This is a genomic window from Paraburkholderia pallida, assembly GCF_004524855.1.
In the GTDB taxonomy this organism is placed as follows: Bacteria; Pseudomonadota; Gammaproteobacteria; order Burkholderiales; family Burkholderiaceae; genus Paraburkholderia; species Paraburkholderia oxyphila.
This window is the reverse complement of record NZ_CP038150.1, coordinates 1,301,803-1,314,652: the sequence shown is the minus strand read 5'-3', so window position 1 is coordinate 1,314,652 and position 12,850 is coordinate 1,301,803. Positions and strand designations below refer to the sequence as shown.

13 protein-coding genes and 1 pseudogene are annotated in these 12,850 nt (G+C 63.8%); 10 read left to right on the top strand and 4 right to left on the bottom strand.

The window, feature by feature from the left end; translation table 11 throughout:
* The first annotated feature begins 46 nt into the window (after positions 1–46).
* From E1956_RS32410 to E1956_RS32395, 4 genes are all read left to right on the top strand, one after another.
* The gene (locus tag E1956_RS32410) at positions 47–370 is read left to right on the top strand and encodes a hypothetical protein (protein WP_134756900.1); all 324 of its coding nucleotides are present in this window, start codon (positions 47–49) and stop codon (positions 368–370) included.
* A gap of 184 nt (positions 371–554) precedes the next feature.
* Positions 555–965 carry a hypothetical protein gene (locus E1956_RS32405; RefSeq protein WP_134756898.1) on the top strand — a complete coding sequence of 137 codons (411 nt, stop codon included), beginning with the start codon at positions 555–557 and terminating at the stop codon, positions 963–965.
* A gap of 93 nt (positions 966–1,058) precedes the next feature.
* The gene (locus tag E1956_RS32400; RefSeq protein ID WP_134756896.1) at positions 1,059–3,170 is read left to right on the top strand and encodes a phosphocholine-specific phospholipase C; all 2,112 of its coding nucleotides are present in this window, start codon (positions 1,059–1,061) and stop codon (positions 3,168–3,170) included.
* A 281-nt stretch (positions 3,171–3,451) separates the two neighbouring features.
* Positions 3,452–3,883, top strand: a complete 432-nt coding sequence (locus tag E1956_RS32395; protein WP_134756894.1) for a GFA family protein — start codon at positions 3,452–3,454, stop codon at positions 3,881–3,883.
* Positions 3,884–3,901: 18 nt separating this feature from the next.
* Here the strand turns inward: E1956_RS32395 and E1956_RS32390 are convergent, their stop codons facing one another.
* A complete protein-coding gene (locus tag E1956_RS32390; protein ID WP_134756892.1) occupies positions 3,902–4,777 on the bottom strand; it encodes a LysR family transcriptional regulator in 876 nt (291 codons plus the stop codon).
* Between the two features lie 129 nt (positions 4,778–4,906).
* On the opposite strand from E1956_RS32390, the gene E1956_RS32385 reads away from it, so the two are divergent.
* Positions 4,907–5,332: a VOC family protein gene (locus tag E1956_RS32385; protein ID WP_134756890.1), complete on the top strand. Its 426-nt coding sequence runs from the start codon at positions 4,907–4,909 to the stop codon at positions 5,330–5,332.
* Between the two features lie 51 nt (positions 5,333–5,383).
* Here E1956_RS32385 and E1956_RS32380 read toward each other — a convergent pair whose 3' ends face one another.
* Positions 5,384–6,238 carry an alpha/beta fold hydrolase gene (locus tag E1956_RS32380; protein ID WP_134756888.1) on the bottom strand — a complete coding sequence of 285 codons (855 nt, stop codon included), beginning with the start codon at positions 6,236–6,238 and terminating at the stop codon, positions 5,384–5,386.
* Positions 6,239–7,083: 845 nt separating this feature from the next.
* Here E1956_RS32380 and E1956_RS32370 point away from each other — a divergent pair.
* The 5 genes from E1956_RS32370 to acs all read left to right on the top strand — a co-directional run bounded on the left by E1956_RS32370 (position 7,084) and on the right by acs (position 11,242).
* The gene (locus tag E1956_RS32370) at positions 7,084–7,431 is read left to right on the top strand and encodes a hypothetical protein (RefSeq protein WP_197732979.1); all 348 of its coding nucleotides are present in this window, start codon (positions 7,084–7,086) and stop codon (positions 7,429–7,431) included.
* 4 nt (positions 7,432–7,435) lie between these two features.
* Positions 7,436–7,765 carry a hypothetical protein gene (locus tag E1956_RS32365; protein ID WP_134756883.1) on the top strand — a complete coding sequence of 110 codons (330 nt, stop codon included), beginning with the start codon at positions 7,436–7,438 and terminating at the stop codon, positions 7,763–7,765.
* A 35-nt stretch (positions 7,766–7,800) separates the two neighbouring features.
* Entirely contained in the window at positions 7,801–8,277 is a 477-nt protein-coding gene (locus E1956_RS32360; protein WP_134756881.1) for a lytic transglycosylase domain-containing protein, read from the top strand.
* Between the two features lie 357 nt (positions 8,278–8,634).
* Positions 8,635–9,216 (top strand): acetate uptake transporter, encoded by a 582-nt coding sequence (locus E1956_RS32355; protein WP_134756879.1) that lies wholly within the window; start codon positions 8,635–8,637, stop codon positions 9,214–9,216.
* An 85-nt stretch (positions 9,217–9,301) separates the two neighbouring features.
* Positions 9,302–11,242, top strand: a complete 1,941-nt coding sequence (gene acs / locus E1956_RS32350) for an acetate--CoA ligase (protein WP_134756878.1) — start codon at positions 9,302–9,304, stop codon at positions 11,240–11,242.
* A 103-nt stretch (positions 11,243–11,345) separates the two neighbouring features.
* Here acs and E1956_RS32345 read toward each other — a convergent pair whose 3' ends face one another.
* Positions 11,346–11,657 (bottom strand): high-potential iron-sulfur protein, encoded by a 312-nt coding sequence (locus E1956_RS32345; protein ID WP_134756876.1) that lies wholly within the window; start codon positions 11,655–11,657, stop codon positions 11,346–11,348.
* Between the two features lie 362 nt (positions 11,658–12,019).
* Positions 12,020–12,733 (bottom strand): annotated as a pseudogene (locus E1956_RS32340) (GNAT family N-acetyltransferase); the annotation flags it as partial.
* Between the last annotated feature and the right edge of the window lie 117 nt (positions 12,734–12,850).

Sequence of the window (12,850 nt, the reverse complement as noted above, 5' to 3'; positions counted from 1 at the left end):
AAGATCCACGGCTCCTTTGAATCTCATGACATGGAGACAGATCATCATGAACGCGATCCTCAAGCGCGCCATTCCGCTCATTCCACTGGTGCTGATGACGGCCAGTTCGCTGGCATGCGCCGCCGGCCACTTGACGCCGCAGCAATGCAACAGCTATCCGTTCAAGTCGGCGCACGGCGCGCTTTCTAGCGACGACGTGGCGCGCGAGCTCAACGAGCTGGCGTCGGTGGGCTATCGGCCCGGCATCGATAACTACTCGCCCGATATTGCCGACGCCCGCGCGAAGCTCAACGCCGAATACGCGAAGGACTGCGCGCCGGGAGCGTCCACCGCGAGCCAGTCGGCAACCGGCGCGGCCACGAGCGGCTAAGCCTGTCTCGCGACCCAAGCCTCATCATTTTCCCTTTGTAGTTCATTCGGCCGCCGTCACAAAACTTAAAAGCAGCTTCGTTATGCTTCGGCGTTGCCTTGCCGCCGCGTTCGCGCGCGCGGGAAGGCGATGCTCGGGCCGCTCCTCGAGCCGTTGTTGTGCCTCTATCTGGATGGAGACTTCGATGACGGTCGAATTCGTGCCGGCGCGTCCGCTCGTGAGCGGCGCGCCGCGCAAACGTTTGAGCTTGCCCGGCGACCTGCAGATTCCGCGCATGTGTGCCACGCTGCTGGTTTGCATAATGGTTGCGTGCACAACTACGGCATGCGGCGATCGCACCGGCGAAGCACGCGTGGCGCTCACCACGAGCGCCGCACGCGAGCTCGCGCAAACGCAGCCCGCAACGCCACTCGCAACGACATTTGCGGCCGGCGCTTCCACACCGAATTCCGCCGATGGCGCAAACAGCGCGGCTGCCCTTGCCGCGCACGCGGTGCGCTCGCCCGCGCGGCCCGGCGCTGCCGCGGGCGATCTCGCCGCGACAGATGCCGACAACGCACCGCTCGTAACTCCCGTAATTCACACCGCTGACTGACGCACCTGGTCGCGCGAAGCTGCGCTGCCGGCCGTCTGGTCAGGCGGCGCAGCTTCGCGCGAGCTTTCTCAACCTGAAGACGGAAACCACAACATGACTTCGAGAAGCCGCCGTGACTTTCTCCGCACCGCCGCGATGAGCGCCGGTTCGGCCACTGCCCTGACGATGCTGCCGCTGGGCATCCGCAACGCGCTCGCGATTCCGGCCAACAATCGCACGGGCAGCATACGCGACGTCGAGCACATCGTGATCCTCATGCAGGAGAACCGTTCGTTCGATCATTACTTCGGCACGCTGCGCGGCGTGCGCGGCTTTGGCGACACGCGCGTGATTACGCTGCCCAACGGCCAGCCCGTGTGGAACCAGCCGCTCGCGGCCGGCGCGGGCGAGGTGCTGCCGTTCCACCCCACGGCGGCCAACCTCGGGCTGCAGTTCATCCAGGATCTGCCGCACGACTGGACCACGACGCACGCCGCGTGGAATGGCGGCCGCTACGACCAGTGGGTGCCGGCCAAGGGCACGACCACGATGGCCTACCTCACGCGCGACGACATTCCGTTCCACTACCAGCTCGCCGACGCCTTCACGATTTGCGATGCGTACCACTGCTCGGCGATGACCTCGACCGATCCGAACCGCTATTACATGTGGACCGGCTGGGTGGGCAACGACGGCAGCGGCGGCGGCCCGGTGATCGACAACGCGGAAGCGGGCTATGGCTGGTCCACGTATCCTGAAGTGCTGCAAAGCGCGGGGATCTCGTGGAAGATCTATCAGGACGTGGGCGAAGGGCTCGACGCGAAGGGCTCATGGGGCTGGACCGGCGACAACCCGTATATCGGCAACTACGGCGACAACTCGCTGCTGTACTTCCATCAATACCAGAACGCGCAGCCGGGCAACCCGCTCTACGACCGCGCACGCACGGGCACGAACGTGCTCGCGGGCGGCGGCTACTTCGACGTGCTCAAGCAGGACGTGCAGAACAACGCGCTGCCGCAGGTTTCCTGGATCGTCGCGCCCGAGGCGTATTCCGAGCATCCGAACTGGCCCGCGAATTACGGTGCGTGGTACGTCGACCAGGTGCTGCAGATCCTCACGTCGAACCCCGAGATCTGGAGCAAGACAGTACTGCTGATCAATTACGACGAGAACGACGGCTTCTTCGATCATCTCGCGCCGCCGTTTGCGGCCGCATCGAGTGCCAACGGGCTTTCCACGGTGGATACCGTCAACGAGATTTTCCCGGGCAGCAGCCAATACGCGGCGGGCCCGTATGGCCTCGGGCAGCGCGTGCCGATGCTGGTTGTCTCGCCGTGGTCGCGCGGCGGCTGGGTGTGCTCGCAGACTTTCGATCACACCTCGGTGATCCGCTTCATCGCAAAGCGCTTCGGCGAGCAGCACGACCTGCGCGAGCCGAACATCACGCCGTGGCGCCGTGCCGTGTGCGGCGACCTCACCTCGGCGTTCGACTTCGCCACGCCCAACGCCACGCTGCCCGCTCTGCCGTCCACGAGCGGCTACGCGCCGCTCGATCACATTCGGCATCCGAGCTATGTGCCGCTGCCGCCCGCGACCGGCAGCGTGCCGAAGCAGGAAAGCGGTGTGCGCCTCGCACGGGCGCTGCCTTATGAGCTGTTCGTGCGCTTCGACGCGAATGGGGCGTCGGGGCAGGCGGGCATGCACTTCATCAATACGGGGCGTGCCGGCGCGGTGTTCCTCGTCTACACGGCGGGCAGCGCCGATGCGCCGCGCAGCTATACGGTGGAGGCGGCCAAGCGTCTCGAAGACAAGCTGACGCTCGGCGCGAACGGCGCGTACGACTTCACCGTGCACGGGCCGAATGGCTTCCTGCGCCGCTTCGCGGGCAAGCAGGTGCAGATGAGCTGGTTTGGCGGCGACACTGCGCGCCCCGAGGTGGCCGAAGGCTACGACGTGGCGAACGGCAATCTGCAATTGCGCCTGCAAAACACGGGCAATGCGAAATGCCAGTTCACGATCGTCAACGCCTACGACCCGGGCACGCCCATCGTGCACAGCGTGCGCGGCGGCGACACGGAGCAGGTTTATCTCGATCTGCGCAACGCTTATGGCTGGTACGACCTGACGATCACCGTCGATAGCGACGCGAGTTTCGTGCGCCGCATTGCGGGCCACGTGGAAACGGGGCGTCCTGGCTATAGCGATCCGGCGCTCGGCGGCTGATGTGCTTGGGGCGCCCGATAGAGCGCCTTTACGGGGGCACGCGCGATCGCTTAGCGTCGCGCGTTGCCCCAAGAGCTACGCGAAGAGTCTTCGATCTCGTCGCTGAGGCGCAGAGCACGACCACGCATGCTCTGCGCTTTGGACTCTCCATGCATTCGACATTACGAAGCATGGGTAATACGCAGCGTTCGGCCGCGTGCGGGCTGAAAATGATCTAATGCGACGATCAGATCCCGCGTGGAGCGATATGCTCGCATGCACGCCAACTCCATGGAGAAGCGATGAACGAATCACGCAAGCTAGCCTGCCTGTGCGGCGCGGTGACGGTCGACCTGATCGGCGAGCCCGCCGCGTTGGCGAATTGCCATTGTCAGACGTGTCGCGACTTCTACGGCACGTCGATGCTTTCGGCAACGGCATGGGCGCCCGATAGCGTCGCGACCAACGGTGCGCTGCAAGTCTTCCAGCATCCGCATAAGCAGATGTCACGGGCCTTTTGCCCGGCGTGCGGCGAGACGATGTTCGGCACGAACCGGCTGAACATGCGCGTCGTGCCGAACAGCCTGCTCGCGCGAGCGCACGGCGGGACCTTGCCTGCGGATAGGCAGCCCACGATGCATCTCTTTTACCGGCATCGCGTGATCGACGTAAGCGATGCGCTGCCCAAGTATCTCGACGGGTGGGATGGGCCTGTGTACGAAGAGGGAGATTGAGCGGGACACGCAACTGGTTCAGCCTTCCCCCCTCGCCTCCCTTTCCAGCAGACCAAGCAGCACGCCTGCCGCCTCGCTCATCTGGCTCGCGTCGCGGTGCACGATGCCGACATCGCGGTGAAACGTATGGTGGCCGAGGTCGATCGCGCGCACTTTGGCCGGCCAGCGCCGCCAGGTGGCGGTCTGCGGAACGAGCGCGACGCCCACGCCGTTCTCCACCAGCTTCACGATGGCCTCCAGCTCGTCGAGCTCGCACACGTCCTGCACGGGCAACTGCATGCGCCGCAAAAAGCGGTCGACCTGGCGGCCGCCGAATGACGCACGGTCGTAACGGATATACGGCCGCGTGGCGATCAGCTCCATCCAGTCGCTGCCTTTCACGCCGCGCGGCACGATCAGCCGATAGGGCTCTTGCGCGAGCGGGGTCCAGCGCATATCGCTCTGGAGTGCGAAGGGTGGGCGGATGATGGCGGCCAGCTCGATTTCGCCGGCGTCGACGAGGTTGAGGAGTTCCATCGATACCCCGGGAATTACGCGCGTGCTCACGCCGGGGCGCTGTTGACGCAACGTCGCGAGCGCGTCGGGCAGCAACGCGCGCTGTACCGAGGCAATCGCGCCGATATTGACCCGCACGGCCACCGCCGGATCCACGGTGACGGCGCTCAGATTGCCGTAAAGCCGGATCACCTCCTGCGCCTGCACGAGAATCTGCTGACCGCGCGCGTTCAGCCGCGCGGTGCGCCCCTCGCGGTCGAACAGCGCGAAGCCGAGTTCGGCTTCGAGACGCTGCATCTGCGCGCTCACGGCGGCCTGCGTGAGGCCGATCCGCTTGCCGGCGGCGGCGAAGGTGCCCTCGCGGACGACGGCAATCAGCGTCTTCAGCTCGCGGATCATTCACAAATTCCGTTTGTATATCGCGAAATTATATATTGATTTTATTTTTCAACCGTGCCGTCTATCATGGCCCGACAATACGCCGGCACGAACGGCAAACCGCATTGCATAACGAGCACGGAGCGAACCATGAGCCTTTCCCCCTTTCACCTGGCGATTCCCGTCTATGACCTGCCGGCCGCGCGCGACTTCTATGGCCGTGTATTCGGTCTCGAAGAAGGGCGTTCGAGTGACCATTGGGTCGACTTCGACTTTTTCGGCCATCAACTGGTGATTCACGAGCACCCGAAAACCGCTTCGCAGGACAGCGCGCATACGAACGCGGTGGACGGCCACGACGTGCCGGTGCCGCATTTCGGCGTGGTGCTGGAATGGAGTCAGTGGGAAGCGCTCGCGCAGCGGTTGCGCGAGTTCGGCACGCAATTCGTGATCGAGCCGTATATCCGCTTTCAGGGGCAGGTGGGCGAGCAGGCCACCATGTTCCTGTTCGATCCGTGCGGCAACGCGCTCGAATTCAAGGCGTTCAAGGACATCGGGCAACTGTTCGCCAAATGAGGCGGCAAGCAGGCCCGAAAACGGCAAACGGCGCGCGTGGCGCCGCGCGCGTCAGGCCTGCGTGATGAAGTTGCGGACGTGTGTATTGAAGAGATCGGCGTGCGTGGCGTTCATGCCGTGCGTTGCGCCTTTCATCGTGATGCGCTGCGCGAAGTCGATCCACTCTTCGAGCGCCTCGACGTTGTTGCGGAACATCAGCGGGCTGCGCTGGCCGTCGATCAGCAGCGTGCGGCACTTGATGTCCGCAGCGGGGCGGCGCACGTAGGCGGGCAGCGGATCGATCAATTGCTTGGGCAGCGTCGTGGCGTTGGCGATGGCCATCTCGCGGAACGCGTGCGGGCTCTTGCGCCAGGCGCCGGGCATGCTCACCGAATTTACGAACAGCTCGAGCCCGGCTTCCAGCTCGCCGCGCTCGATGAGATCGGCTGCGCGCGTGCGCAGCGCGTTGGTGGCGGGGGGCAGCACGTCTTCGTCGTCTTCGAGGCGGCGCAGCGGGCCGCCCGGATCGGCGAGCACGAGCGTGCGCACGAGGCGCGGATAGCGGCGCGCAAGGTGATACGCGATCGAGCCGCCGCGCGAATGACCGACCAGATGCACCGACTCGAGCCCCATCGCAGTGATGAAGTCGGCCAGTTCATGCAGATGGCTTTCCCAGCCGAATTCGCCCTGGATGCAGGCATCGGCGGCCGGCCAGTAATGGCTCAGGCTCGGGGCGATGCAGCGGAAATCGTCCGCGAGACCGTCCAGCTGCGGCGCCCAGTAGCGGTAGTCGCACAGCGAGCCGTGCACCAAAAGCAGCGGCTCACCTGCCCCCCGTTCGAGGTACGGCAGGACGACGCCCGAATCCAGCGTCGCGAACGACAGATCGGGTGGGGCAAGTAGGGACGGGTCGATGCGTTGATTCACGGAGATCACTCCATTCGCGGAGATGACACTTTGCCGCATGGCAACGCTTAAGGGAAACGCAATAAATTGAACGTTGCTATCAGGTTTTCTGATTGAAATAATAATGAAAGCTTGCGGCGCGGATACCCCGGCCAACCCCGGGCCCGCCGCGGTGGGACGCTGGTAGACTCCGGCCGGCATTCAGCCACATCCCATCGGAGTCATTCATGCGCCGAAACCTGCTTCGCGTCTGTCTTGCCGCTGCCACGTGCCTGCTTGGCGCTTGTTCTGCCGCGAATTCCACGACCCCGTCCACCGTGGTGGGCGCCGATCGCGACGCACATGGATGCATCGGTTCCGCGGGTTATTCGTGGTGTGCACACACGCAGCGCTGCGAACGCCCGTGGGAGCTCGCGAAGCAGCAAGGCTTTGCTTCCTCAGAGGCGAACTTCGCGCAATACTGCGCGACCGGAACGGTTAACTGATCCCGGCCCCGAAGCGCGCAGCATGCATGCGCTTCAAACCGTGCCATCGCGCATGAGTCAATAAGGAATCCATACGATTTGGGGCGGGGCTACCCTTATTCATCAGACATTTAGCAATGCGGCATGCATCGGGAACGGTGACGCCCCACGCTCGCGAGTGCCCTATACCGGCCTCGCGACGAAGCATTTCTCTGCATGAATTCCGGCGCCTTTCGCACCGACGTTGCGAAAAGCCACGTGCCGCGAGCGAACTTTTCCTTTTTCGAAAACGTTTGCGCCAGGGGTATCAAGCTGCGTCCGATGCGAGCCGAAAACGCGCCTATAGGCATGAGGTTTCGAAAAGGGGCAAACGTGAAGCACGTCGTGTTCTTGATGGCCGTGATGGCGATGGCGGGGTGCGCGCAACTGCATCCGGCCGATACGGCAAACACTGAAAAGCCGGCCGCGCCGACTGCGGTGATGCGGTTCGATATTCCGGCCGACGCGCTCGGCGCACGCGATCCACAACTCGCCACGGTGCTCGCGAAGGCGGGGGCGCTGGCCGCTGCCCAGAAGCAGCCGACGGTGATCCGTGTAACTGCGCTCGGCCAGGATCTGCGCTATCTGAACGAGGCAATCTGGAAGGGCGTGCCGTCCCGCCAGTCACCGAAGCCAGCGCTCGAGAATGTCACGGCCGGCGCGAACCAGACATACAGCGTGTCGATCGAACCGCTGCAATCGGGAGACTGACGCGATGCGCCCGACTATTCTCGCCGTGGCCGCACCGTTGCTGGCCCTGCTCGTCTCCTGCAGCGCGTGGGCGGGCCAGCCCAGCACCGTTGCCCTGGTGTCGGATACCGACGCGTCGCGCGTCTATCCGCCGTTGCCCACGCTCGCCATGCTGCCGCCATCGAACGGCGACGACGACGAGCCACCCGCCTCGCATTCCGCCTCGCGCAAAAAGAAGGCGCGCCAGCACGACTGCCATTGCGCCATGCCGACTCCCAGACTCGTGGTGTCCGATGCATCGCGCGTCTACCTCAAGGACATCGAACGGCAGCTCGATGTTGCGTTGGCGCGATAACCCCCACATTGGAGGCCAGAACGATGGTTCAGCAGATGTCTCTCGCACTCCGGTGTTCGAAATACGGGATCGTGTTTGCTTGGCTTGCCTCGGCCGCACTCAGCTGCCCAGTGGCGCATGCCGCGACCGGCGACGAATGTTTCGAAAAAGCGGGCGCATACCAGGGTGTCAATCCGCTCGTGCTACGTGCCGTGGCATGGCGCGAATCGAAGGGTGACGCGGCAGCGATCAACCACAACGCCAACGGCTCGATCGACGTGGGGCAACTGCAAATCAACTCGGTCCACTTTTCCGAGCTCGCGCGCGAGGGTATACCGCATCGCGCGTTGACCGATCCGTGCGTGAACATCTTTGTGGCTGCATGGCTGCTCAAACAGAAGATGGTGCGCTACGGCAACACGTGGCGCGCCATTGGCGCGTATCACTCGGAGTCGCCGCGAGAACGCGATGCGTATGCGCGGAGCATCCAGGCGATCCTCGTCAGCTGGGGGTTGTTGCGGCCCCAGCAATGACGTCTTGGCGCCGCACGATTTCTCTTCTGGCAATTCAATTAGGATGCCGACATATCAACCCGTTGGTATGCGCCTGCCCGCGTATTATTGCTTGATCTCCGCACGTGCAGCAAGCATTGGGCACGGCGCGTCAATCCGACCCGAGATTCACGCTTCGGTCGCACTCACAATATATCACAACGTGATATATTGCCTATAATGAAACTGGGATTCTGTGCAGGTGCACAGGAGGGCAGTGAATCGGATCCCGTTTCGTCCAGGGCGCGCGATTGAGTGCATCGACGATCCGGTGCCCATAGCGTCGCCGCAGTCGTTTCGTCTTATGGCAAATGGAAACAATGACCACGGAGGCACATTATGGGTGGCAAACTCTCCAATCCGGCGCCCCTCGGGCTAGCCGGGTTTGCATTTACGACGTGGATGCTCAGCATGGTCAATGCCGGCTGGTTCAATGCCGACGCATTGGGACTGGTTCTTGCGCTCGCATTCGCGTTCGGCGGCACGGCGCAAATGATCGCGGGCGTGATGGAATTTCCGCGCGGCAATACGCTAGGCACGGTGGCCTTCCTCAGTTATGGCGCGTTCTGGTGGTCGTTTGCGCTCTTCGTCGCGTTCCTCGGCACAAAGGTGCCTGAAGCGTTCGTGGGCTGGTATCTGCTGGTGTGGGGCGTGTTTACGTTCTACATGTGGATCGGCTCCATGCACACCAGCACGTCGGTGCAAGTCGTATTCCTCGCGCTCTGGATCACCTATCTGCTGCTCGCGATCGGGGCGTTCACGGGCTCGGTCCTCGCCACCCATCTGGGCGGCTACACGGGCCTGATTACGGCCGTGCTCGCGTTCTACGCATCGGCGGCCATGGTGATCAACGAAAGCTTTGGGCGCATCGTGCTGCCCACCCATCCCTATGTAGAGCCGCCGCATCCACAAGTCGCGTAGCGGTCTCGCGCCGGCGGGGGCGCGTGCCCGAGGGCGCTTCCCGCCGATGGCATGGCAGCGCAACGTCCTCAATAAGGAGGAAGCCATGTCTGAGCATCTGACTTTTCCCGTGACAGCCGAGTGGGCGAAGCATGCCTCGATCGACCAGGCGCGCTATGAGGAGATGTATCGCCGCTCCACGCAAGACCCCGAGGGTTTCTGGGCCGAGCAAGGCCAACGTCTCGACTGGATCAAGCCGTACACGCAGGTCAAGGACGTTTCGTTCGCGAGCCAGGACCTGCATATCCGCTGGTTCTACGACGGCACGCTCAATGCGTGCAGCAATTGTCTGGACCGTCATCTCGCCACGCGCGGCGACCAGACCGCCATCATCTGGGAAGGTGACGATCCCGCCAACAGCCGCACGCTCACCTATCGCGAACTGCACACGGAAGTCTGCAAGTTCGCCAATGTGCTGAAATCGCTGGGCGTGAAGCGCGGTGAGCGCGTGACCATCTACATGCCGATGATTCCCGAGGCGGCCGTCGCGATGCTCGCCTGCGCGCGCATTGGCGCGATTCACTCTGTGGTGTTCGGCGGTTTCTCGCCGGAGGCGCTCGCGAATCGAATTCAGGACTGCGCATCGAATATTCTGATTACCGCCGACGAAGGCGTACGCGGTGGCCGCGCGATTGCGATGAAGGAAAGCGCCGACGCGGCGATGGAAAAATGCCCCGAGGTGAAAACGTGCGTCGTGGTTCGGCGCACGGGCGGCAAGGTCGGCTGGCGCGAGGGTCGCGATCATTGGTATGAAGATCTGATGGGCCGGAGCTCCGCAGACTGTCCGCTGGAGGAAATGAATGCCGAAGACCCGCTTTATATCCTCTATACCTCGGGCTCGACGGGCAAGCCCAAAGGCGTCGTGCACACCACGGGCGGCTATCTGACCTATGCGGCGATGACGCATCAATACGTCTTCGACTATCGCGACGGCGACGTCTACTGGTGCACGGCCGACGTGGGCTGGGTGACGGGGCACAGCTATATCGTCTACGGCCCGCTCGCCAACGGCGCGATCACGCTGATGTTCGAGGGCGTGCCGAACTATCCGGACAGCTCGCGCTTCTGGGAGGTGTGCGACAAGCACCAGGTGCAAATCCTCTACACCGCGCCAACCGCCATTCGCGCGCTGATGCGTGACGGCGACGCGCCGGTCAAGAAGACGTCGCGCAAATCGCTGCGGTTGCTCGGCACCGTCGGCGAGCCGATCAATCCGGCGGCCTGGCTTTGGTATTACGAAGTCGTGGGCGAGAAGCGCTGCCCCGTGATCGACACCTGGTGGCAAACGGAAACGGGCGGCATTCTGATTGCGCCGCTGCCGGGCGCCACGACGCTCAAACCCGGTGCCGCCACGCGGCCGTTCTTTGGCATTCGTCCTGCGCTCGTGGGCGAGAAGGGCGAAGTCATCGAGGGGGCGGGCGCAGGCAGCCTGTGCATGCTCGATTCGTGGCCCGGACAGATGCGCTACGTGTACGGCGATCCGGACCGGATGCGAACGACGTATTACAGCCAGTTCGAAGGCAAGTACTACACGGGCGACGGCTGCTATCGCGACGCGGACGGTGATTACTGGATCACGGGGCGCATCGACGATGTGGTCAACGTTTCGGGGCACCGGCTCGGCACAGCGGAAGTGGAGAGCGCGCTGGTCACGCACCCGTGCGTTGCCGAGGCCGCCGTGGTGGGCTACCCCCATTCGCTCAAGGGGCAGGGCATCTATGCTTATGTGACGCTCAAGGTGGGCGTGGAGCCCACGGAGCCGTTGCGCCAGGCGCTGGTGGCGCTGGTGCGCAAGGAAATCGGCCCGATTGCGAGCCCCGACTTCATCCAGTGGGCACCCGTTTTGCCGAAGACCCGCTCAGGCAAGATCATGCGCCGCATCTTGCGCAAGATTGCCGATGGCGACTATGACAATCTCGGCGATGTCTCCACGCTAGCCGATCCGCGCGTGGTCAAGGAACTGATCGATCACCGGATCGCGCATTGAAGCGCAAGCGCCAGCGAAGCCTTGCATATAAACACGGCGGCGCGATGGACCTTTATCATGGGCCATCGCGCCGCCGGTCATGTTGCGGTCATCGACCGCAGCGTCAAGCCTTCTTCACGTAAGCGTTGCACCACCCCTTCGCATACACCAGCTTGCCGCCGTAGGTCGCGCACGGTCCTGTCGCTGCGCCGGGCTTGCCTGAATACAACTGGCAATTGGCGCAGGTCTGGCCGGCCTGGTAGCGGGCGAACTTCGACTTGTCGACTTTCGAGGCGTCTTCCGTGTAGCCGAGCGCCTGTGCTGTGGGGTCGGTCACGGGGAGCAATGGGGCGTCGGCGCGCGACTCGGTGGACAGCACCGTGGTCGACGCGACAGAGGCGGCAATGATCATGAAGCGCCGGCGGGAGACTGGCATGATATGGACTCCTGTGTGTATGCGAGCCGGCGGAACGCAAGACGCATGGCATGCATCGCCCTGGGTCCGCTTACGTTGTGTGCATCCCGTCGGTCCATGGAAGTTCGGTCAGCATGCGCCATACCCACCAGCCACCGGGCCGGATTCGCTGGCGCGAGATAGGCCGCGCAATCGGCCCGTGGGCGATTTTGTCGGCATCGACTTCGATAACACTGGTGCGGGAATCAATATATCACGGCGTGAGATGTGAATGCGCACAGCGCGCGCGGGCGCTGTGCGTGCCGGTTTCGGCGGAGCGGTTGCCGGCCAGGCTTGCCTCGCAGCGCCCTGGCAACGCCCCCGCAGGCGGCGAATCAGCCGCGCGCCTGCGCGTCGCGCAGGCCGGTGAGCGACTCGCGCTGATTGCCATCGGCGTCGAAGTTGCGGGCGTCGAGCCATGTTTCGAACGCCCGTTTCACGCCCGGCCAGTCCTTGTCGACGATGGCGAACCACGCGGTGTCGCGGCTGCGCCCCTTGTACACGATGGTCTGCCTGAAGATGCCTTCGAATTGAAAGCCGAGCCGCAGCGCGGTCTTTCGCGAAGGCGCATTGAGGCTGTCGCATTTCCATTCGTAGCGCCGGTAGCCCAGCTCGTCGAATGCGTAGCGCATCAGCAGATACTGTGCCTCGGTGGAGAGCGCCGTGCGCTTGAGCAACGGGGAGAAGGTGACGTTGCCGACTTCGATTACGCCGTTGGCCGGATCGATGCGCATCAGCGAGAACGTGCCCACAGCCTTGCCGCTCGCCTGGTCGATGATCGCGTAGTGCAGCGGGTCGGCGGAGGCCGCCGCGCCCGTGAGGTAGGCGCGATACGCCGCGAGGTCCGCGAACGGGCCTATCGTCAGATAGGTCCAGTCGCTGCCGTTGGCGGCCTGGCTGTAGGCGTCGAAAAGGTCGGCGGCATGCCGGTCGACGTCGATGGGCTCGATGCGGCAGCGCGTGCCTTCGATGCTCACGCGGCCGGGCCGCTCGCGCGCCGTCCAGCCGGACAGGGCGTCGCCGATGGGTTGCTCGTATTCGTTCGTTCTGGCTGCCATTCTTCACATGCTCCATTCGCACGGCGCGTGCACGTGCATCACACGTTAACTCAGGAATGACAGCTACAGTAACCTTGCGCGTGGCACCTTGAAAAGGTCCACGGCGCTGCGAGTCGT

Bases quoted from the DNA above. Each gene is read 5' to 3' on its own strand.
- acs (WP_134756878.1), top strand. From the start codon at position 9,302: ATGTCTGAGCATCTGACTTTTCCCGTGACAGCCGAGTGGGCGAAGCAT.
- E1956_RS32385 (WP_134756890.1), top strand. From the start codon at position 4,907: ATGAGCCTTTCCCCCTTTCACCTGGCGATTCCCGTCTATGACCTGCCG.
- E1956_RS32345 (WP_134756876.1), bottom strand. From the start codon at position 11,657: ATGCCAGTCTCCCGCCGGCGCTTCATGATCATTGCCGCCTCTGTCGCG.
- E1956_RS32395 (WP_134756894.1), top strand. From the start codon at position 3,452: ATGAACGAATCACGCAAGCTAGCCTGCCTGTGCGGCGCGGTGACGGTC.
- E1956_RS32400 (WP_134756896.1), top strand. From the start codon at position 1,059: ATGACTTCGAGAAGCCGCCGTGACTTTCTCCGCACCGCCGCGATGAGC.
- E1956_RS32410 (WP_134756900.1), top strand. From the start codon at position 47: ATGAACGCGATCCTCAAGCGCGCCATTCCGCTCATTCCACTGGTGCTG.
- E1956_RS32360 (WP_134756881.1), top strand. From the start codon at position 7,801: ATGTCTCTCGCACTCCGGTGTTCGAAATACGGGATCGTGTTTGCTTGG.
- E1956_RS32365 (WP_134756883.1), top strand. From the start codon at position 7,436: ATGCGCCCGACTATTCTCGCCGTGGCCGCACCGTTGCTGGCCCTGCTC.
- E1956_RS32405 (WP_134756898.1), top strand. From the start codon at position 555: ATGACGGTCGAATTCGTGCCGGCGCGTCCGCTCGTGAGCGGCGCGCCG.
- E1956_RS32355 (WP_134756879.1), top strand. From the start codon at position 8,635: ATGGGTGGCAAACTCTCCAATCCGGCGCCCCTCGGGCTAGCCGGGTTT.
- E1956_RS32370 (WP_197732979.1), top strand. From the start codon at position 7,084: ATGGCGATGGCGGGGTGCGCGCAACTGCATCCGGCCGATACGGCAAAC.
- E1956_RS32390 (WP_134756892.1), bottom strand. From the start codon at position 4,777: ATGATCCGCGAGCTGAAGACGCTGATTGCCGTCGTCCGCGAGGGCACC.